General features: G+C 45.8%; 14 protein-coding genes. 10 read left to right on the forward strand and 4 right to left on the reverse strand.

Annotation, left to right across the window (positions count from 1 at the left end; all coding sequences use genetic code 11):
• Positions 1 to 73 precede the first annotated feature (73 nt).
• Positions 74 to 865 (forward strand): archaetidylserine decarboxylase, encoded by a 792-nt coding sequence (gene asd / locus BK127_RS16455; RefSeq protein ID WP_076232087.1) that lies wholly within the window; start codon positions 74 to 76, stop codon positions 863 to 865.
• Between the two features lie 100 nt (positions 866 to 965).
• Here asd and pdxR read toward each other — a convergent pair whose 3' ends face one another.
• Positions 966 to 2,444, reverse strand: a complete 1,479-nt coding sequence (gene pdxR, locus BK127_RS16460; RefSeq protein ID WP_076232089.1) for a MocR-like pyridoxine biosynthesis transcription factor PdxR — start codon at positions 2,442 to 2,444, stop codon at positions 966 to 968.
• Positions 2,445 to 2,572: 128 nt separating this feature from the next.
• Here pdxR and BK127_RS16465 point away from each other — a divergent pair, with 128 nt between their 5' ends.
• Positions 2,573 to 3,196, forward strand: coding sequence for a pyridoxamine 5'-phosphate oxidase family protein (locus tag BK127_RS16465; protein ID WP_076232091.1), 624 nt, complete (start codon positions 2,573 to 2,575; stop codon positions 3,194 to 3,196).
• 104 nt (positions 3,197 to 3,300) lie between these two features.
• Here BK127_RS16465 and kduI read toward each other — a convergent pair whose 3' ends face one another.
• The 3 genes from kduI to BK127_RS16480 all read right to left on the reverse strand — a co-directional run bounded on the left by kduI (position 3,301) and on the right by BK127_RS16480 (position 6,862).
• Positions 3,301 to 4,134: a 5-dehydro-4-deoxy-D-glucuronate isomerase gene (gene kduI, locus BK127_RS16470; protein WP_076232093.1), complete on the reverse strand. Its 834-nt coding sequence runs from the start codon at positions 4,132 to 4,134 to the stop codon at positions 3,301 to 3,303.
• A 206-nt stretch (positions 4,135 to 4,340) separates the two neighbouring features.
• Entirely contained in the window at positions 4,341 to 6,104 is a 1,764-nt protein-coding gene (locus BK127_RS16475; RefSeq protein WP_076232096.1) for a sensor histidine kinase, read from the reverse strand.
• Between the two features lie 2 nt (positions 6,105 to 6,106).
• The gene (locus BK127_RS16480) at positions 6,107 to 6,862 is read right to left on the reverse strand and encodes a response regulator transcription factor (protein ID WP_076232098.1); all 756 of its coding nucleotides are present in this window, start codon (positions 6,860 to 6,862) and stop codon (positions 6,107 to 6,109) included.
• A 178-nt stretch (positions 6,863 to 7,040) separates the two neighbouring features.
• On the opposite strand from BK127_RS16480, the gene BK127_RS16485 reads away from it, so the two are divergent.
• The 8 genes from BK127_RS16485 to BK127_RS16520 all read left to right on the forward strand — a co-directional run bounded on the left by BK127_RS16485 (position 7,041) and on the right by BK127_RS16520 (position 15,638).
• Entirely contained in the window at positions 7,041 to 8,354 is a 1,314-nt protein-coding gene (locus BK127_RS16485; protein ID WP_076232101.1) for an ABC transporter substrate-binding protein, read from the forward strand.
• A 120-nt stretch (positions 8,355 to 8,474) separates the two neighbouring features.
• Positions 8,475 to 9,365 (forward strand): carbohydrate ABC transporter permease, encoded by an 891-nt coding sequence (locus BK127_RS16490; protein WP_083689365.1) that lies wholly within the window; start codon positions 8,475 to 8,477, stop codon positions 9,363 to 9,365.
• Complete coding sequence (locus BK127_RS16495; RefSeq protein WP_076232106.1) at positions 9,362 to 10,195, forward strand: carbohydrate ABC transporter permease; 834 nt, start codon at positions 9,362 to 9,364, stop codon at positions 10,193 to 10,195. The genes BK127_RS16490 and BK127_RS16495 overlap by 4 nt, the downstream gene beginning before the upstream one ends.
• Positions 10,196 to 10,248: 53 nt before the next feature.
• On the forward strand, positions 10,249 to 11,622 hold the full coding sequence (locus tag BK127_RS16500) for a sulfatase family protein (protein WP_076232109.1): 1,374 nt from the start codon (positions 10,249 to 10,251) through the stop codon (positions 11,620 to 11,622).
• Between the two features lie 145 nt (positions 11,623 to 11,767).
• Positions 11,768 to 13,075 carry an aminotransferase class I/II-fold pyridoxal phosphate-dependent enzyme gene (locus BK127_RS16505; RefSeq protein ID WP_076232111.1) on the forward strand — a complete coding sequence of 436 codons (1,308 nt, stop codon included), beginning with the start codon at positions 11,768 to 11,770 and terminating at the stop codon, positions 13,073 to 13,075.
• A 206-nt stretch (positions 13,076 to 13,281) separates the two neighbouring features.
• On the forward strand, positions 13,282 to 14,094 hold the full coding sequence (locus tag BK127_RS16510; protein ID WP_076232114.1) for a VanW family protein: 813 nt from the start codon (positions 13,282 to 13,284) through the stop codon (positions 14,092 to 14,094).
• Between the two features lie 34 nt (positions 14,095 to 14,128).
• Complete coding sequence (locus tag BK127_RS16515) at positions 14,129 to 14,731, forward strand: DUF3267 domain-containing protein (protein WP_076232117.1); 603 nt, start codon at positions 14,129 to 14,131, stop codon at positions 14,729 to 14,731.
• 133 nt (positions 14,732 to 14,864) lie between these two features.
• Positions 14,865 to 15,638: a hypothetical protein gene (locus tag BK127_RS16520; protein ID WP_076232120.1), complete on the forward strand. Its 774-nt coding sequence runs from the start codon at positions 14,865 to 14,867 to the stop codon at positions 15,636 to 15,638.
• The last annotated feature ends 24 nt before the right edge of the window (positions 15,639 to 15,662 follow it).

Here is a 15,662-nt window from a genome sequence, read left to right on the forward strand (position 1 = left end):
CTTGCGTTGCAGCAGGTTATGTGTCAAGATATTCGTTAGTATCCAATCGACAAGAAATAGGTGAATTGCATTCATGATGAAATCTTTTTTTCGCTTACTGACAGAGCTCTATTCACGTAAAGCGATATCCCGGGTAACGGGAGCATTTGCTCAATCCAGAGTAAGCCGCAAGCTGATCCCGCGCTTTGCCGGCATTTATGGTATCCGGTTGGAGGATGCAGAGAAGCCATGGAACGAGTATGTGTCTTTAAATGACTTTTTCACACGTAGATTAAAAAATGGCCTTCGTCCGATTGATATGTCTCCACATATCGTAGTCAGTCCGGTGGATGCAGCCATTACCGGTATGGGACCGATCAGCGAAGGATTAATTCTTAATGTCAAGGGACAAGATTACACGATCGATGAAATGCTTAATTTCTCGCCGCGTGCGGTCAGCTATAAGAATGGCTTTTACTTTGTGCTTTATCTCAGCCCAACCGATTACCACAGAATTCACACCCCTATTGAGGGTGATATTATTGAAAAAGAACACATTCCCGGCAAAGTATATCCCGTTAATGAGTTTGGTCTCCGTCAAATGCGCCGAGTATTAAGCCGCAATGAAAGACTGATTACGTATATGCAGCATGAGGACGGAGAAATTGCCGTCGTCAAGGTTGGAGCGATGAATGTCAGCAGCATTCAATACGTCTCTCCATTGCCGCAGCGACCCGGACGTGGTGATGAGCTCGCTTATTTTCAATTTGGTTCCACAGTCGTGCTTCTGATGGAAACCGATACCTTTGAAAGCCGCACCGACCTTCAGGTCGGCAGTAAAGTCAAGATGGGACAAATACTGGGCTTCGTTAAACGCAAATCATAAACCGACAAGTCTACGCAGGTTACTCGCAATCAGCCTTGTTCAGTAGAACATTCATAAAAGTTACCTGGCTTGGGGTAGTGGGCATTGCCCTTACTCCGAGCTATTCAGTTTGTATCGACTTCCATACCTCTTCCATCCTCTTGATCGCATACTCGATATCTGCCTCTGACAAATGCGGGAAATTAAAATATGCTCCATACCTGACTTTATCTGCTTCTGCTTCTGTCGACTGAACAGGTACACCAACCTCTGACCAGCGGATACCCGCTTGAGCACATTGCTCACGAAACTCGAGATAGGTCGGTTCATTGCCGCGCCACCATCCAAAAATATGCAGACCTGCGTCACCCTCCACCCAGGCGAATTGACCGGACAGCAGCATATACAGCCATTTTTGCAGGCATTCGAACTTGCGACTGTAAGCACGCTTCATTCTACGCAGGTGACGTTCGTAGCTGCCACTCCCCATAAAAGCTGCAAGTGTCCGCTGCTCCAGTAAGCCGGTAGGCCGTGGTTCAAATAAGGCCTTCGCCTTGCTTATCGGTTCCACCAAAGAAGCAGGCATAACTGCATAACCGATTCGAATGCCGCTCAAGAGCGTTTTACTAAAGCTGCCGATGTAGATGACACGATCCTCCCGATCCAATACCTTCAGAGGCTCCAATGACTTGCCACGGTGACGGAATTCGCTGTCGTAATCATCTTCGATAATAATCGCATCCTGCTCATAAGCCCATTTTAAAAGCTGCTGTCTCCGTTCCATGCTTAATACAACGCCTGTAGGAAACTGACGGCTTGGTGTAACAAACAACAGCTTGGCTTCCCAATCATCTGGAATAATTCCTTGTCCGTCCATAGAGATCGGCTTGGTAATACCTCCTGCTGTATGCACAGCTCGCCGAATTCCCATATAGCCCGGATTTTCTACGATAACAGGATCTCCGGGATTAACCAACAGTTGAACCGTCAGCGCGATAGCCTGCATCGAACCGTTGAATATGACAATTTGCGATGGATGACTATCGATCCCCCGGGCCCTACGTAAATATTGTGCGATGCTGTTCCGTAATTCATAGTCTCCCTGCAGTTCACCACGTGGAATAACTCCTTGTCCAGTTAATTCCTTGGCCGCAGCATGAAGATGCCGGTTCCATTCTTCTTGTGGAAATAATCCGATATCCGGTGCAAACCAATGAAAATCAACTCGCTTCACAGCAACTGCAGGTAAGTCATACGAAACATCCCCTGTTGGTTGCGACATAAGCCGTTTTCCCCAATCCGACAGTACGTAAACTTGACTCTGCCGCTCAGGAGTGGACTTCGGTTCATAATGGATCGAAACGAAGGTCCCGCGTCCTATCTCGCTTCGCACGTAACCCTCTGAATTCAGCATATCGTAAACGACGTTGACTGTTCCTCTGGACAATCCGTACAATGCTGCCAATTCCCGGCTCGAAGGAAGCCGTGTTTCGTAAGTCAGAACTCCATCCAGGATTGAATCTCTTAATGAATGATACAAAGCCAGCAGCTTGGTAGGGTACTTGGAACGGTATAGATGAAACGGAATTTGAAAGTGCATGCCGAGGACTCCTCTTGATTTAATTAGAGAAACCATATTGGTACAGTCATTTAACTCTAAATTGGAGCTTATTATTTGTCAATAAGTACGTTAAGCTCATAATCAAACCAATCAAGGAGGTCATCCCTATGAGAAGAAAAGAATTTGAAGTGATGGATCAAGAGGAAACGCTGCAATTTTTGCAGGAGGTAAGCTTTGGCGTGTTAGGCTCGAATGGTGAGGATGGCTGGCCGCAGTTGACTCCTTTAAATTTCGTCTATTATGAGGGCTGTCTGTATTTCCACGGCAGCCATGCTGGACAAAAAATGAAAAACCTCAAATCAGATACACGAGTCACCTTCTCCGTTGCCAAGGAATATGCGATTATTCCTTCTTACTGGTCAGACACCAAGCTTGCTTGCCCGGCTACTGCGTTTTTTAAATCTGTACTGATCAAGGGACATGCGGAGCTGGTCAGTGATCTGCAGCAGAAGGCAGCAGCGCTAAGCGCATTTATGCAGAAGCTGCAAAGCGAAGGTGGCTATGAGCAGATTGATCCGCTGGATACCGATTACATCCCTCAGCTTAAAGCGACTTCCGTTGTACGTATCGTGATTTCCGAGATGTCAGCCAAGTTTAAATTCGGGCAGAATATGCAAGAGGACCGATTAGAACAAATCACCGCTGGACTCGTTGAAAGAAATCTGGAGCTTGATACCGAAACCGCGGCGCTTATGAAAGCTTATTGCCCTCATCATCGGAAGCAGTCTTAGCCAAAATCCAACGTTTGGATTCCCTAACTCAAAAAGTCCGCAAGGCATAATGCCTGCGGACTTTGGATTGTACAGTTATGATTCAGAAATTTTGAATAGAGGACTTATCTCAAATCCTGTGGAGCTACCATATCCATATCGCTGAACTCTTGATTTTCACCAGCCATCGCCCAAATAAACGTATAGTTATTCGTGCCGACTCCGGAATGGATCGACCAGCTTGGGGAAATAATCGCCTGCTCGTTGCGAACAACAAGATGACGAGTTTCAGTAGGCTCGCCCATCATATGGAATACGAGACCATCTTCCGGCATATCAAAATACAAATACACTTCCGAGCGACGGTTATGCGTGTGACAAGGCATAGTATTCCACATATTGCCCGGCTTCAACAACGTCATACCCATTACCAATTGACAGCTCTGTACACCATTCAAATGAATATACTTGTAAATCGTACGCTCATTGGAGGAAGTAATAGAACCCAGATGCGCAGGCTCAGCTTTGGTGATTTCGATTTTCTCGGTTGGGTAATTTTTATGTGCAGGCGTTGAATTAAAGTAGAAACGTGCCGGATTTGCGGAATCCGCGCTTTTAAAAATAACTTCCTTGTTGCCAAGACCTATGTACAGGCCATCCTTATTGTCCAATTCATACTCTGTACCATCGACAATGACCGAGCCTTTAGGACCCACATTAATGATACCGATTTCACGACGTTCCAAGAAATATTCAGCACCCATGTCATGCTTGTCCGCTTCGAGCTTAATAGACTCGGATACCGGAATCGCTCCACCCGTAATAAAACGGTCCACATGGCTGTATACCATATTCAGCTTGCCTGGAGTAAACAGCTCTTCGATCAAAAACTCACTTCTTAGTCTTGCCGTATCATACGTTTTTGTTTCCGTTGGATTCGTTGCGTAGCGAATTTCCATTGTAACAATTGCCTCCTCGAAAATAGGTACTGGATTGAGGTCATTCATCGATACCTCAATATTAAAACGTTTCATTTTCTTGTACGGACAGTTAGCCGCATACCTGTCTATGGTATCATAAATTGCTTCCTCCCGCCACAGCATCCATACTAACGCTTGCTTACGACCAAATAGTAAGGGTGCCGCGGGACTTGGTCACCTCTTTTCTAATAAGGAATACATACGGAAACAACCGTTCCAACCCCTGGCTTGCTTTGAATGCGAACTCCTTGCTTCATACCGTAGGTTAGCTGGATCCGTTTATTCGTGTTGACAAGTCCGATATGCTCGACCTCCTCGATGGCCTGCTCCTCCAAACCCAACATCTGATTGACCTCCAGCAAGCGCTCCCGGCTCATCCCGATTCCATTATCTATAACGGCGATGCGAATGTAGGATTCAAATCGGTTGATTTTTATTTTGATACAGCTCTGGCCCTCCTTCACTTTTATTCCGTGATAGATTGAGTTCTCGATCAACGGCTGCAGCAGCAGCTTGACAGTACTGTATCTTTTAATATCCTCATCGTCATACTCCCAGATCACATCAAACTGGTCGCGGTAGCGGATTTTCTGAATCGAAATATAGTTTTTTGTATAAATAATTTCCTTTTCCAGCGTCACGATTCTATTAGGCGTATCCAGCGCATATTTCAGCAGATCGGACAAATATTCAAGCATCTGATTCGCTTCATTCGGCTTTCCCGTCAACCCGACAACCTTCCAATAAATTGTCTCCAGCGTGTTGAACAAAAAATGCGGATTGATCTGCGATTGCAGCGCGAGCAGCTCGGCAGCCTGAAGCTTATACTTTTTCTCGGACAGCTGCACCTGCAGGTAATTTTGCTCAATGAAATTTTTAATAATTTTTTGCGTGATAAAATCATACTCATCAATTCCGCTCGCAGACGAGGTAGCGGGTAGTGGAATTCCACGGTCCGCGTAATCGATAATCGTAATAATATTGCGGATATGGTTCACATTGCGCCGAGTCAAAAAGTAGGTTAAAAGCAGCCCCAGAATGAAAGACAACAGTACCAGAGAGAGTGAAAGCGTACTGAGCTGAAATGGTATAGGCGTCAGCCCTTGCCCCTGTGTGATCGAGATGTATCTCCAGCCGTATTTGCTTGAATGCAGCTGCGAGATCAAATACGCCCCCTCGTTCGTATTTAAGGTAAAGGAGGTATCCGACAGCAGGATTTCTTTCAGATCAAAAGGCTTCAATTCATCAAGCCGGCGATTTTTAAAAATAACGCGGTTATTCCCGTCCACCACCAAAATATGCTGATCTGGGTAGGTAACGATATTTTCCAGCAGCTTCTCGATATAGTTGGTATAAATATTCAACACGATGACACCGTTGGGCTCATTTTGTACGGTAGAAAACAGGTTTTTATAAACAGTTGTAACCGGAATCGGTGCTTCAAACGAATAACGCTGAATTTCCCGCGGCTCCGTCCAGACGTCGGTTTTATTTTGATTATTATTAAAGCTGTCCCTCCACGATACATCATGAAATTCGCTGAAATTCGTCAAGCCCACGCCGTTGGCAAGGAATTGATTGTGATCATTATTCACATACACATAGATCGATTCTATAAAGGGCTTGGCCGTAACCGGGGCATTAATATAATTTTGCGATATTTTCATCAGTCTCAGATTTTCCAGCGTTAAGGTTTGTGTCTGCAAAATGTCCTCCAGCCTGTACAGAACCTCCGGATTGCCAAGACTGATGCTGAGCGAATCGATTTCATTAAAAATCAGTTCAATATTGCGGTCGATCTGGTTGAACAAATTCAGATTATTTTTGTTGATTTCCCCTTGAATATACCGCTGGGTAATAACAATAGAAAGCGTACCCAGGATCAGAATCGGAATCAGCAGCGGGACGAGAAACAGCAGCAGGTTTTTCAAAAAAAACTTTTTTCTCATTGCTAGCCTCTTTCATCTTCACGGCTGTTTCTAAATTCACGCGGATTCATGCCAAAGTGCTTTTTAAAGGTGCGTGTAAAGTTTTTGGCATGGCTGTAGCCGACCATTTCGCTGATTTCATACGTCTTGTAACGAATATCCTTCAACAGCTCAGCAGCCTTGCTCATCTTAACCTCCGCTACATAATCGGAAAAGTTTTGTCCGGTTTTTTCCTTGAAATAACGGCTAACATAGTAAGAATTCATTCTGACGAGCGACGCGGCCTCCTCGAGTGTTGCGTGCTTGTAGTTCTGCTCCACATACGTGCGGATCGCTGCGATAACTTTTTCGTTAAACGTGCTGTTGTCATCATTGCCATGTCTGCCATGCTGCTCCTCGTCCGCCTTATCGAGCTCCTGCTTCAGCTTCGAAAAATGCTCATACAGCTCATTATATTTGGTCGGCTTGACGATATAGCCCTTGATATCGTAGGATAACGCCTGCTTGGCATATTCAAAATCCTTGTAGCCGCTTAACAGCGTAATTTTGATTTTACTTTGACGGCTGTGCAGCTCCTGCGCTAATTCAAGCCCGGTCATGACCGGCATGCGGATATCACACAGCAGCACATCAACGGCGTGGGTATCTATATAGGTTAAAGCTTTTTTTCCATTTTCAAATACGCCTACGACATCAAAGCCAATCTCATTCCATGGAAAATACTGCGTAAGCCCGTTCCTGATCTCCACCTCGTCATCGACCAATACCAGCTTGTACATCGGTTGAAAACCCCCTGTTTTAACAAAAATACGCCTTAGAAACGATAAGCGCAAATAATGATACCTTTTCGTCCAAATATGTGAATAATGATACCTAAAACAAATCTGTATGCCTTTTCATTCTAGTGCATTGGCTTTATATTTTATACTATTAAATGATAATCAAGGGGGATTAATTTTGAAACACACGATGAAATGGATTCAAATGGTCTGCATCTGCTCCTTGCTGTTTGTCGTATTTACAGGCTGCAGCACAGGTGGCGGAGGAACCGCTTCACAGGCAGATGGAGGCGTAAAGCCGGCAGGCAAGGTATCGCTTCGCTTTGCATGGTGGGGCTCCGAGGGCCGTCATAAAGCGATACTGGAAGCGATCAGCTTGTACATGAGCAAGCATCCGAATGTGACGATTGAAGCCGAGTATGGCGGCTTTGACGGTTATTACCAAAAGCTGGTCACACAGTTCGCTGGCGGTACCGCACCCGATTTAACACCACTGTCGTTTGACTGGATCGATGAAATTGCCGTTAAAGGTGATCTGGTAATGGATTTGAATACGCAAAAGGACAATCTGAATCTCAGTGCCTTCAACAGCGATTTCCTTAACAAATATGTCGTGTTTAATAACAAAATGGTCGGACTTCCAATGGGGATCAACGGCATGGTTACGGCGTACAACAAGGAATTTTTCAAAAAGTTCAATATTCCCGAGGATACCAAGTGGGATTGGGATAATCTACATGAATTCGGTAAAAAGGTGCATCAGCAGGATGCTAATGCTTACTTGCTCTCGATGCTGGACGTCCGCGGCTTCCTGCAGCCTTATGTGAAGCAAAAAACCGGGAAGCAGTGGATCAATACGGATAAAACACTCGGCTTTGACCAGGCTACTTTGGCGGAAGCGCTGACGTATTACAAGAAGCTGTTGGATGACGGTGTCTTGCAGCCTGTGGCAGAAAGCAGCCTGTACCCGGAAATTACGCAAAATATTACGTGGCAAAAAGGCAACATCGGGATTGCATTCGGACTGTCTTCGACCATTACAAAGCTGAAATCATTTATCCCGCAAATCGACGTCAGTATGTATCCAGTTCCGCAAAACGCCAAGGATTCAGGTGTGCTGGTTAACCCAAGTAATCCACTGGCGATTAATAAAAGCAGCAAATTCCCGGAAGAAGCCGCCAAGTTCGCTGGCTGGCTGTTGACCGATCCGGAAGCAGCACTGATTCTTCGTGATACCTACAGCATTCCGGCTGTCGAGAAAAATTCGCAGGCACTCGTCGAGAAGCAGCTGGTTGATCCAACTGTAGCCAAAGCGGTCAAGATCGCGTTGGAAAAGCCGGGCGAGCCGCTCAACGGAATCAGCAGCAATCAGGAGCTGATCAAGCTCGTAGAGGATTATATGCAGCAGGTCGCGTTCGGACGTACAACTCCGGATGCCGCAGCTCAGGAAATCATCAAAAGGCTGAACGATAAATTAAAAGCGATTAAATAACAGGCTTGGACAGATCAAATCGAATGGGATGACTTCGGGGTAGCCTCGAAACAACGGGAGGAGCGGCAGGCTGCACCTCCCGTTTGTCGTCTTATGTCGAATACAGACAGGAGTGAACTTATGGGAACACTGAGCAAAAAATATGTCGGCTTGTTATATATCAGCCCCTGGCTTATAGGGTTTATCATCCTGACGCTTTACCCCTTCTTCGCATCATTGTATTACTCATTCACGGACTATAACATGATCCGACCGCCAAGCTTCGTTGGCTTCACTAACTATATTGACATTTTTACGAACGACCGTGATTTCTATAAATCGTTATGGGTCACCTTTCTCTACGTCCTGATGGCTGTTCCCGCCAAGCTCGCCTTCGCACTGCTGGTTGCGATTATTTTGAACAGATCGATGAAAGGTATCGGCATATTCCGTACCGTCTATTACCTTCCCTCTATTCTTGGCGGCAGTATTGCTGTATCCGTCCTGTGGAAATTTCTGTTTATGCGCGAAGGGCTGGTCAATCAGCTGATGTCGTACTTATCGATACCTCCCATCGACTGGCTGGGCGACCCCAAGCTGGCTTTATTCACCATTACGCTGCTTCCAGTCTGGGAATTTGGTTCCTCGATGGTATTGTTTCTTGCAGGACTGAAGCAAGTTCCCAAGGAATTGTATGAAGCTGCCAAGGTCGATGGAGCCTCCAAAGCTCGCACCTTCTTCAGCGTGACTCTGCCCCTGCTGACACCGATTATATTATTCAATTTGATTATGCAGACGATTGGAGCCTTCCAGCAGTTTACGGCGGCTTTCGTCATTACAGGCGGTGGTCCGGTAAAATCGACTTATTTGTATGGACTGATGCTGTACGATAACGCGTTTCACTATTTTAAAATGGGTTATGCCTCCGCCCTGTCCTGGATCTTGTTCATTATTATTATGACATTCACGTTTATTTTGCTGAAAACGTCCAACCGCTGGACGCATTATGAAGACGGGGGCGATGATAAATGACACGTCAAAACAACCTCTGGACCATAATTCTCTTGTCATTATTTGGACTGCTTTTTATTTATCCACTGCTGTGGCTCGTATTCGCTTCATTCAAACCGAATCAGGAGGTATTCTCCACGGTTGGGCTTCTTCCCTCGACATTTGTCTGGGATTCCTACAGCAAGGGTTGGACCGGAATTGGCAAAAACAGCTTCAGCACATTTTTCACCAATACGTTCATTATGGTCGTTCCAGTCGTGATCCTCACTGCAGTGTCCAGCACCATCGTCGCCTACGGGTTTGCCCGCTTCAAATTTCCGCTCAAAAAGCTGCTGTTTGGGCTGATGATGTCCACGTTGATGCTGCCTGATGCCGTTATTATGATACCGCGTTATATTTTATTCAAAAATTTCGGCTGGCTGAATACGTATTTGCCCTTTTATGTACCTGCCCTGCTGGCCGTTCACGCGTTTTTCGTCTATTTACTGATTCAGTTTTTCCGTGGGATTCCCCGCGATCTCGATGAGGCCGCCTTTATTGATGGCTGTGGTTCGTTCCGGATTTTGACACGGGTGCTCGTGCCGTTAGCCAAGCCCGCGCTGTTCTCGGTATGCATTTTCCAATTTATCTGGACCTGGAATGAGTTCTTTAATGCCCTGATCTATATCAACAGTGTATCCAAATTTACGGTCGCGCTGGGACTGCGGATGGTGCTGGATAACGAAGGGGCTGTCCACTGGAATCAGGTTATGGCGATGTCCGTCGTTACGATTCTTCCCTGCGTGATCGTCTTCTTTATTGCTCAAAAGCATTTTGTGGATGGAATTTCCACAACCGGATTGAAAGGTTAACGTTTTGAGCTTAACATGGGTATTAGATATGAAGTGATAAGGAGTGATTAATGATGCGCAATTCCGCAAAGACACAGCGCAAGCAGCCCAATGTCATCGTGTTTTTTACCGACCAGCAGCGCTGGGATACGACCGGCGTTCATGGAAACCCGCTCGGACTGACCCCAAATTTCGATCAGATGGCCCGTCAGGGAACCCACCTGGAGCATGCCTTCACCTGCCAGCCGGTCTGCGGACCGGCGCGGTCATGCCTGCAAACCGGCTTGTACGCCACCGAAACGGGCTGCTACCGGAATGGCATCCCGCTCCCTCAGGAGCTGCCTACGATTGCTGGTTATTTTAACGATGCCGGTTACGACACTGGCTACATCGGCAAATGGCATCTCGCCGTAACCCGCGACCAGCCGGTGCCTGAGCATCTGCGCGGCGGTTATCAATATTGGCTTGCAGCCGATGCCCTGGAGCATACCTCAGATGCTTATGAAACCTTGCTCTACGACAATGATTGCCAGCCCGTCAAGCTGCCAGGCTATCGCGTAGACGCATTAACAGACGCAGCCATCCGCTATATCGACGACCGTAAGGACAAGCCTTTCTTCCTGTTTCTCTCGTACCTGGAGCCGCATCATCAGAATCACCGAGACGACTATCCGGCACCTGATGTGTACCGGGATATGTATACCTCCCGGTGGGTACCGCCCGATCTGGCTGCGCTCGGTGGAACCGCCCATCAGCATCTGGGCGGCTACTATGGAATGGTCAAACGGCTCGATGAGGCGCTCGGCAGGGTAAGAGATGCGCTGCGCAGCTTACATCTGACTGAGGATACGATCATTTTGTTCACGTCCGACCACGGCTCGCATTTCAAGACGCGTAATGCCGAGTACAAGCGTTCCTGCCATGAGAGCTCCATCCGGGTACCCAGTGCCTTGTACGGCTCGCAATTCACAGGCGGTGGTAGCGTAAGGGAGCTTGTCAGTCTCGTCGATTTTGTACCTACGCTGCTGGATGCAGCAGGTATCGAGGTTCCTGACCATATGCAGGGCCGATCCGTCGTTCCACTGCTGAATAACCGTCACGCCGAATGGCCCGCTGAAGTATTTGTGCAAATCAGCGAGTCGCAGACAGCGCGGGCTATCCGTACGCAGCGCTGGAAATACAGTGTCACTTCCGCAATCAAAAGCGATCCCGTCCTTACCGCTTCCTCTGACCGATATGTCGAGGAGTTCCTGTATGATCTCTATGCAGATCCGTATGAGCTTACCAATCTGGCCGGAATGGAATCCCATCGCAAGGTTGCTGATCAGCTTCGCGAAACGTTGATCCGCCGGATGGTCGAAGCCGGAGAAGCAGCACCACATATTGACGCTGCTCCCGCTGCAGCATATGGGCAGCGAAAAGTACGTGAATATGAAATATTCGAGTAAGCAGTTGCTGTTCTTTTGAACCTACAAGTGTATAGATTCAAACTCAAGCCTTCAAATCAAACCGTGACTCATCGTCCTTAAAATGGTATAATGTTGCCGAACTAATTAGGCAACTCCATATGGAAGACGGAAGGATGAAACTTCAATGAACCCTCTTGCTCAACAGCTCAACAATACGATTGCGAATGAAAATACGCATGTGTATGAAATGCTTTCGAATCTCGGAAAAGAAATCTATTTTCCAAAGGTAGGCATTTTGAGCCAATCTGCTGAAGCCAAGGTAAAAGCAACAACCTTTAATGCTACGATCGGAACCGCTCTTGAAAACGGGAAGCCGATGCATCTCAAGGTTATTCAGGATACATTATCCGCATACAATCCGAAGGATCTTTATGAGTACGCACCTCCAGCTGGTAAGCCAGAGCTGCGTACCGCATGGCGTAAAAAAATGCTTGAAGAGAACCCTTCCTTATCCGATAAAGGCCTGGGCAACCCGGTCGTCACCAATGCACTTACTCATGGTTTAAGCATCGTCGCAGATTTGTTTACCGAGGCTGGCGATACGGTCATCATTCCTGATAAAAATTGGGAGAACTACGAGCTGACCTTCGGGATTCGCCGTGGTGCCCAAATCTTGAACTACCCATTATACAACAGCGAGCGCCGCTTTAATGCAGAGGGCTTGCGTGAAGCTTTACTCTCTCAAAAGGATAAGGGCAAAGCGGTCGTACTATTGAACTTCCCTAACAATCCAACTGGTTATACACCAGGTGCCGAGGAAGGCAAGCAAATCGTCGCTGTCATCAAGGAAGCTGCGGAAGCTGGGATCAATGTTGTAGCTGTTACTGATGATGCTTACTTCGGTCTATTCTTTGAAGATTCGATGCAGGAATCGTTGGCTGGTCAACTGGCTGGTCTACATCCACGTGTATTATCGATCAAGATTGATGGTGCGACCAAGGAAGAATTCGTCTGGGGCTTCCGTGTAGGCTTCATCACCTATGCCGGACTGAGCGATCCTATGCTGGCTGCGTTGGAGCAAAAAACACTCGGGATCATCCGTGCTACGATTTCCAGCGGACCGCATCCATCCCAAACCTTCGTGCTGCATGCTTTGAACGCTCCTGAATTTAAAGAACAAAAGCAGGAAAAAGCCGCCATCATGAAGGGCCGCGCCAACAAAGTGAAAAGCATTCTCGACACAGGCAAATATAACGGAAGCTGGGACTATTACCCGTTCAACTCCGGCTACTTTATGTGCCTTAAGCTGAAAACCGTCGATGCCGAAACGCTTCGTGTTCACCTGCTGAACGAATACGGGATTGGTACGATTGCTCTGGGTGAAACCGACCTGCGTGTTGCCTTCTCATGCATCGAGGAAGTTAACCTGGAAGAGCTGTTTGAATCCATCTTCCGCGGCGTACAGGATTTAGAAAAAGTAGCTGCCGAGTAAACACGTTAACGTAGATCGAGCAAGTAATACAGGTTTGGCCTCCCTCCTTAAGGAAGGCACGCGTTTTTTTGAAAGCTCCCGAAAGTCAACTTGATGAGTAACGTAAAGTGGGACCTACCCTTTTTGCGCTACTCATCTTTTTTATGTTCAGACTTGTTCGAGTTTCTACTATGCAGTATTCCCGGGTGTAAGGAGGTAAAAAAAGGATGAAATCTTTGAAGCCAATAACAAGAAGTCCCTTTAGAATTTATTTGGGTAAGAAGTATTATCGCTGCAAGCGTTATCTGGAATGGTATGTCGGTAGAAAAAAATACGCTGCAGCCAAACAAAATACACTTTTGCCATATACAATTTTCAAACATAAGACTCCCTTACTTCGTGAATTAAAAGATGTGGATATGTGGCTGCAGCATAATAAAATAAAGAATCTTATCATTGCTTCACAGACACTCAATAAACTGCTTATAAAGCCGGGCGAAACCTTTTCATATTGGCGTTTAATTGGAAATACAACCCGCAGAAAAGGTTATGTGGATGGCATGATTTTGTTTTATGGAAAGGTTACGACAGGCGTCGGGGGAGGCTTATGTCAATTATCCAATCTCATATACTGGATGACCTTACATTCACCATTAACCGTCACGGAGCGATATCGACATAGCTACGATGTATTCCCCGATTCCAATCGAAGCCAGCCCTTCGGAAGTGGAGCCACTTGTGCTTATAACTACCTTGACCTGCAAGTCAAGAATGAAACCAATCATACTTATCAATTGGTTATTTACTTGACGGATACCCATTTGGTTGGGGAATGGAAGTCAGATATCCCACCAACCCAAACATATGAAATCTATGAAAAGGAACACTGGATAACCCACGAGTATTGGGGTGGTTATGTCAGACATAACCGCATATCCAGGAAAGTGTACAATATTGATCATGAACTTATTGATGATGAAATGATTACTGAAAATCATGCCATTATGATGTACGAACCGATGCTGCAGGAAGGCATTTAATTCGTGTATTCACCATAACAGGGGGTTAGCAAGCATGAAGATCACTTTTCAATTACCGAAAGCTGACCCAGATAAACAAGCTCGGCTCATTTCCGAGCATTGGGTACAGTTAAAAGAACCCAAATCCCTGCCCGTTGCGATTTTATTATCGGTTCCTTTTATGCTTGTAGGAGGCTTCCTAACGCTGATGCTAACGAGGATATTTGTACCAGTGAGTTTAGAGGATTATGGGTTTCAAGGTGGTGGGATAAGCTTTAATATTAATATCCTGTATATCCTTTCTATTTTCGTGCTCCTACTGATCCATGAGCTGATCCATCTCAGCCTGATTCCAAGCTTTATGAAATCCAAGCACACGGGAATTGGTATTCAAGTTTTCGGTGGATTTGTATTTACAGAGGAAATTATGTCTCGCATGCGTTATTTGATCGTATCTCTCGCGCCATTCGTGCTCATTTCGATAGTTCTGCCTCTACTGTTAGGGGCCATGGGATATTTGAATCCATTACTTATTTTCCTCATTATCCTTAATGCTCTGGGCTCGTCTGTTGATTTGTTAAATGTAGTGCTAGTTTTATCTCAAGTGCCGAAGAAAGCGCAAATAAGAAATCATGGTATGAACACATTATGGAAATAAATGTAATTTAAAGTCAAACAATCCGACCTATGAAGAGCTATATATACACAATTTTGATTTGTAACCGATATATCATTTAGGTGGAATTATAACGCCCATCATTTACCTATATTTAGGAGAAAGGAGTGAATACATGCAAGTTTCTTTTTCATCACGAGCTATAACCCAGAGCCCTTACGCCGGGATAAAAGCAATAGACAGCAGTATGTCCATTAAGAAAGCTGACAAAGCAGACTCCGTGTCTATTAGTGAAGGGGCACGTAACATGTTTGCCAAAAACGATACATTCAAAAAAAATGCAATGATTGAAGCGTTAATGAAACAAAAGGAAAACCTGCTGGAGAACAAAAATAAATTAGTGGAAAAAACCTTGAAAGACGGCGGTCAATTAGATACGATCAAGGACCAGATTAAGGAACTCGATCAGCAGCTCCGTTTATTGGATCAACAAATTAGTCAACAACAAATAGACGATCAGCAAAAGGCATTAGGACTGGATGAAGAAAGCAAGAAACCTACAAAGGCAGTCGCTGCTGAAACGAAAACAGATAATGAGGTACAGGCTGAACAGCTGCATAACATTGCGAGCCTGGCTGGAAATCTGGATCAAATTGAAAGAATGTCTGCGCAGAAAAACAATATGCAAGGCGAAACACGGATTTTGAAAAATGAAATTAAAGCGGATGAGGCTCGATCTTTATCTAATCTTCCTGCAACAGGCAAGCGCGAGAAGTTATCGAATTTGAACAAGGGAATTTCTGATATTGAAAAGCGAATCGGCGAAATGACACAGTCAACGACAGAAAAGCTGAAAGAAGTGAATAAGCCTTCAGACGACAACATCGCAGAAGAAACCCCTGTTAACGGTTCAATGGACAAGAGCACTGAGCTGGGAAATAAACGATAACCAAAATGGATAGATATCAGGGTT

The organism is Paenibacillus sp. FSL H7-0331, assembly GCF_001956045.1.

What these genes read in the sequence shown, in the direction of transcription:
- BK127_RS16505 (WP_076232111.1), top strand. Translation starts at nt 11,768, where the DNA reads ATGAACCCTCTTGCTCAACAGCTCAACAATACGATTGCGAATGAAAAT.
- BK127_RS16500 (WP_076232109.1), top strand. Translation starts at nt 10,249, where the DNA reads ATGCGCAATTCCGCAAAGACACAGCGCAAGCAGCCCAATGTCATCGTG.
- BK127_RS16495 (WP_076232106.1), top strand. Translation starts at nt 9,362, where the DNA reads ATGACACGTCAAAACAACCTCTGGACCATAATTCTCTTGTCATTATTT.
- pdxR (WP_076232089.1), bottom strand. Translation starts at nt 2,444, where the DNA reads ATGCACTTTCAAATTCCGTTTCATCTATACCGTTCCAAGTACCCTACC.
- BK127_RS16480 (WP_076232098.1), bottom strand. Translation starts at nt 6,862, where the DNA reads ATGTACAAGCTGGTATTGGTCGATGACGAGGTGGAGATCAGGAACGGG.
- asd (WP_076232087.1), top strand. Translation starts at nt 74, where the DNA reads ATGATGAAATCTTTTTTTCGCTTACTGACAGAGCTCTATTCACGTAAA.
- BK127_RS16475 (WP_076232096.1), bottom strand. Translation starts at nt 6,104, where the DNA reads ATGAGAAAAAAGTTTTTTTTGAAAAACCTGCTGCTGTTTCTCGTCCCG.
- BK127_RS16510 (WP_076232114.1), top strand. Translation starts at nt 13,282, where the DNA reads ATGAAATCTTTGAAGCCAATAACAAGAAGTCCCTTTAGAATTTATTTG.
- BK127_RS16465 (WP_076232091.1), top strand. Translation starts at nt 2,573, where the DNA reads ATGAGAAGAAAAGAATTTGAAGTGATGGATCAAGAGGAAACGCTGCAA.
- BK127_RS16515 (WP_076232117.1), top strand. Translation starts at nt 14,129, where the DNA reads ATGAAGATCACTTTTCAATTACCGAAAGCTGACCCAGATAAACAAGCT.
- BK127_RS16490 (WP_083689365.1), top strand. Translation starts at nt 8,475, where the DNA reads ATGGGAACACTGAGCAAAAAATATGTCGGCTTGTTATATATCAGCCCC.
- kduI (WP_076232093.1), bottom strand. Translation starts at nt 4,134, where the DNA reads ATGGAAATTCGCTACGCAACGAATCCAACGGAAACAAAAACGTATGAT.
- BK127_RS16520 (WP_076232120.1), top strand. Translation starts at nt 14,865, where the DNA reads ATGCAAGTTTCTTTTTCATCACGAGCTATAACCCAGAGCCCTTACGCC.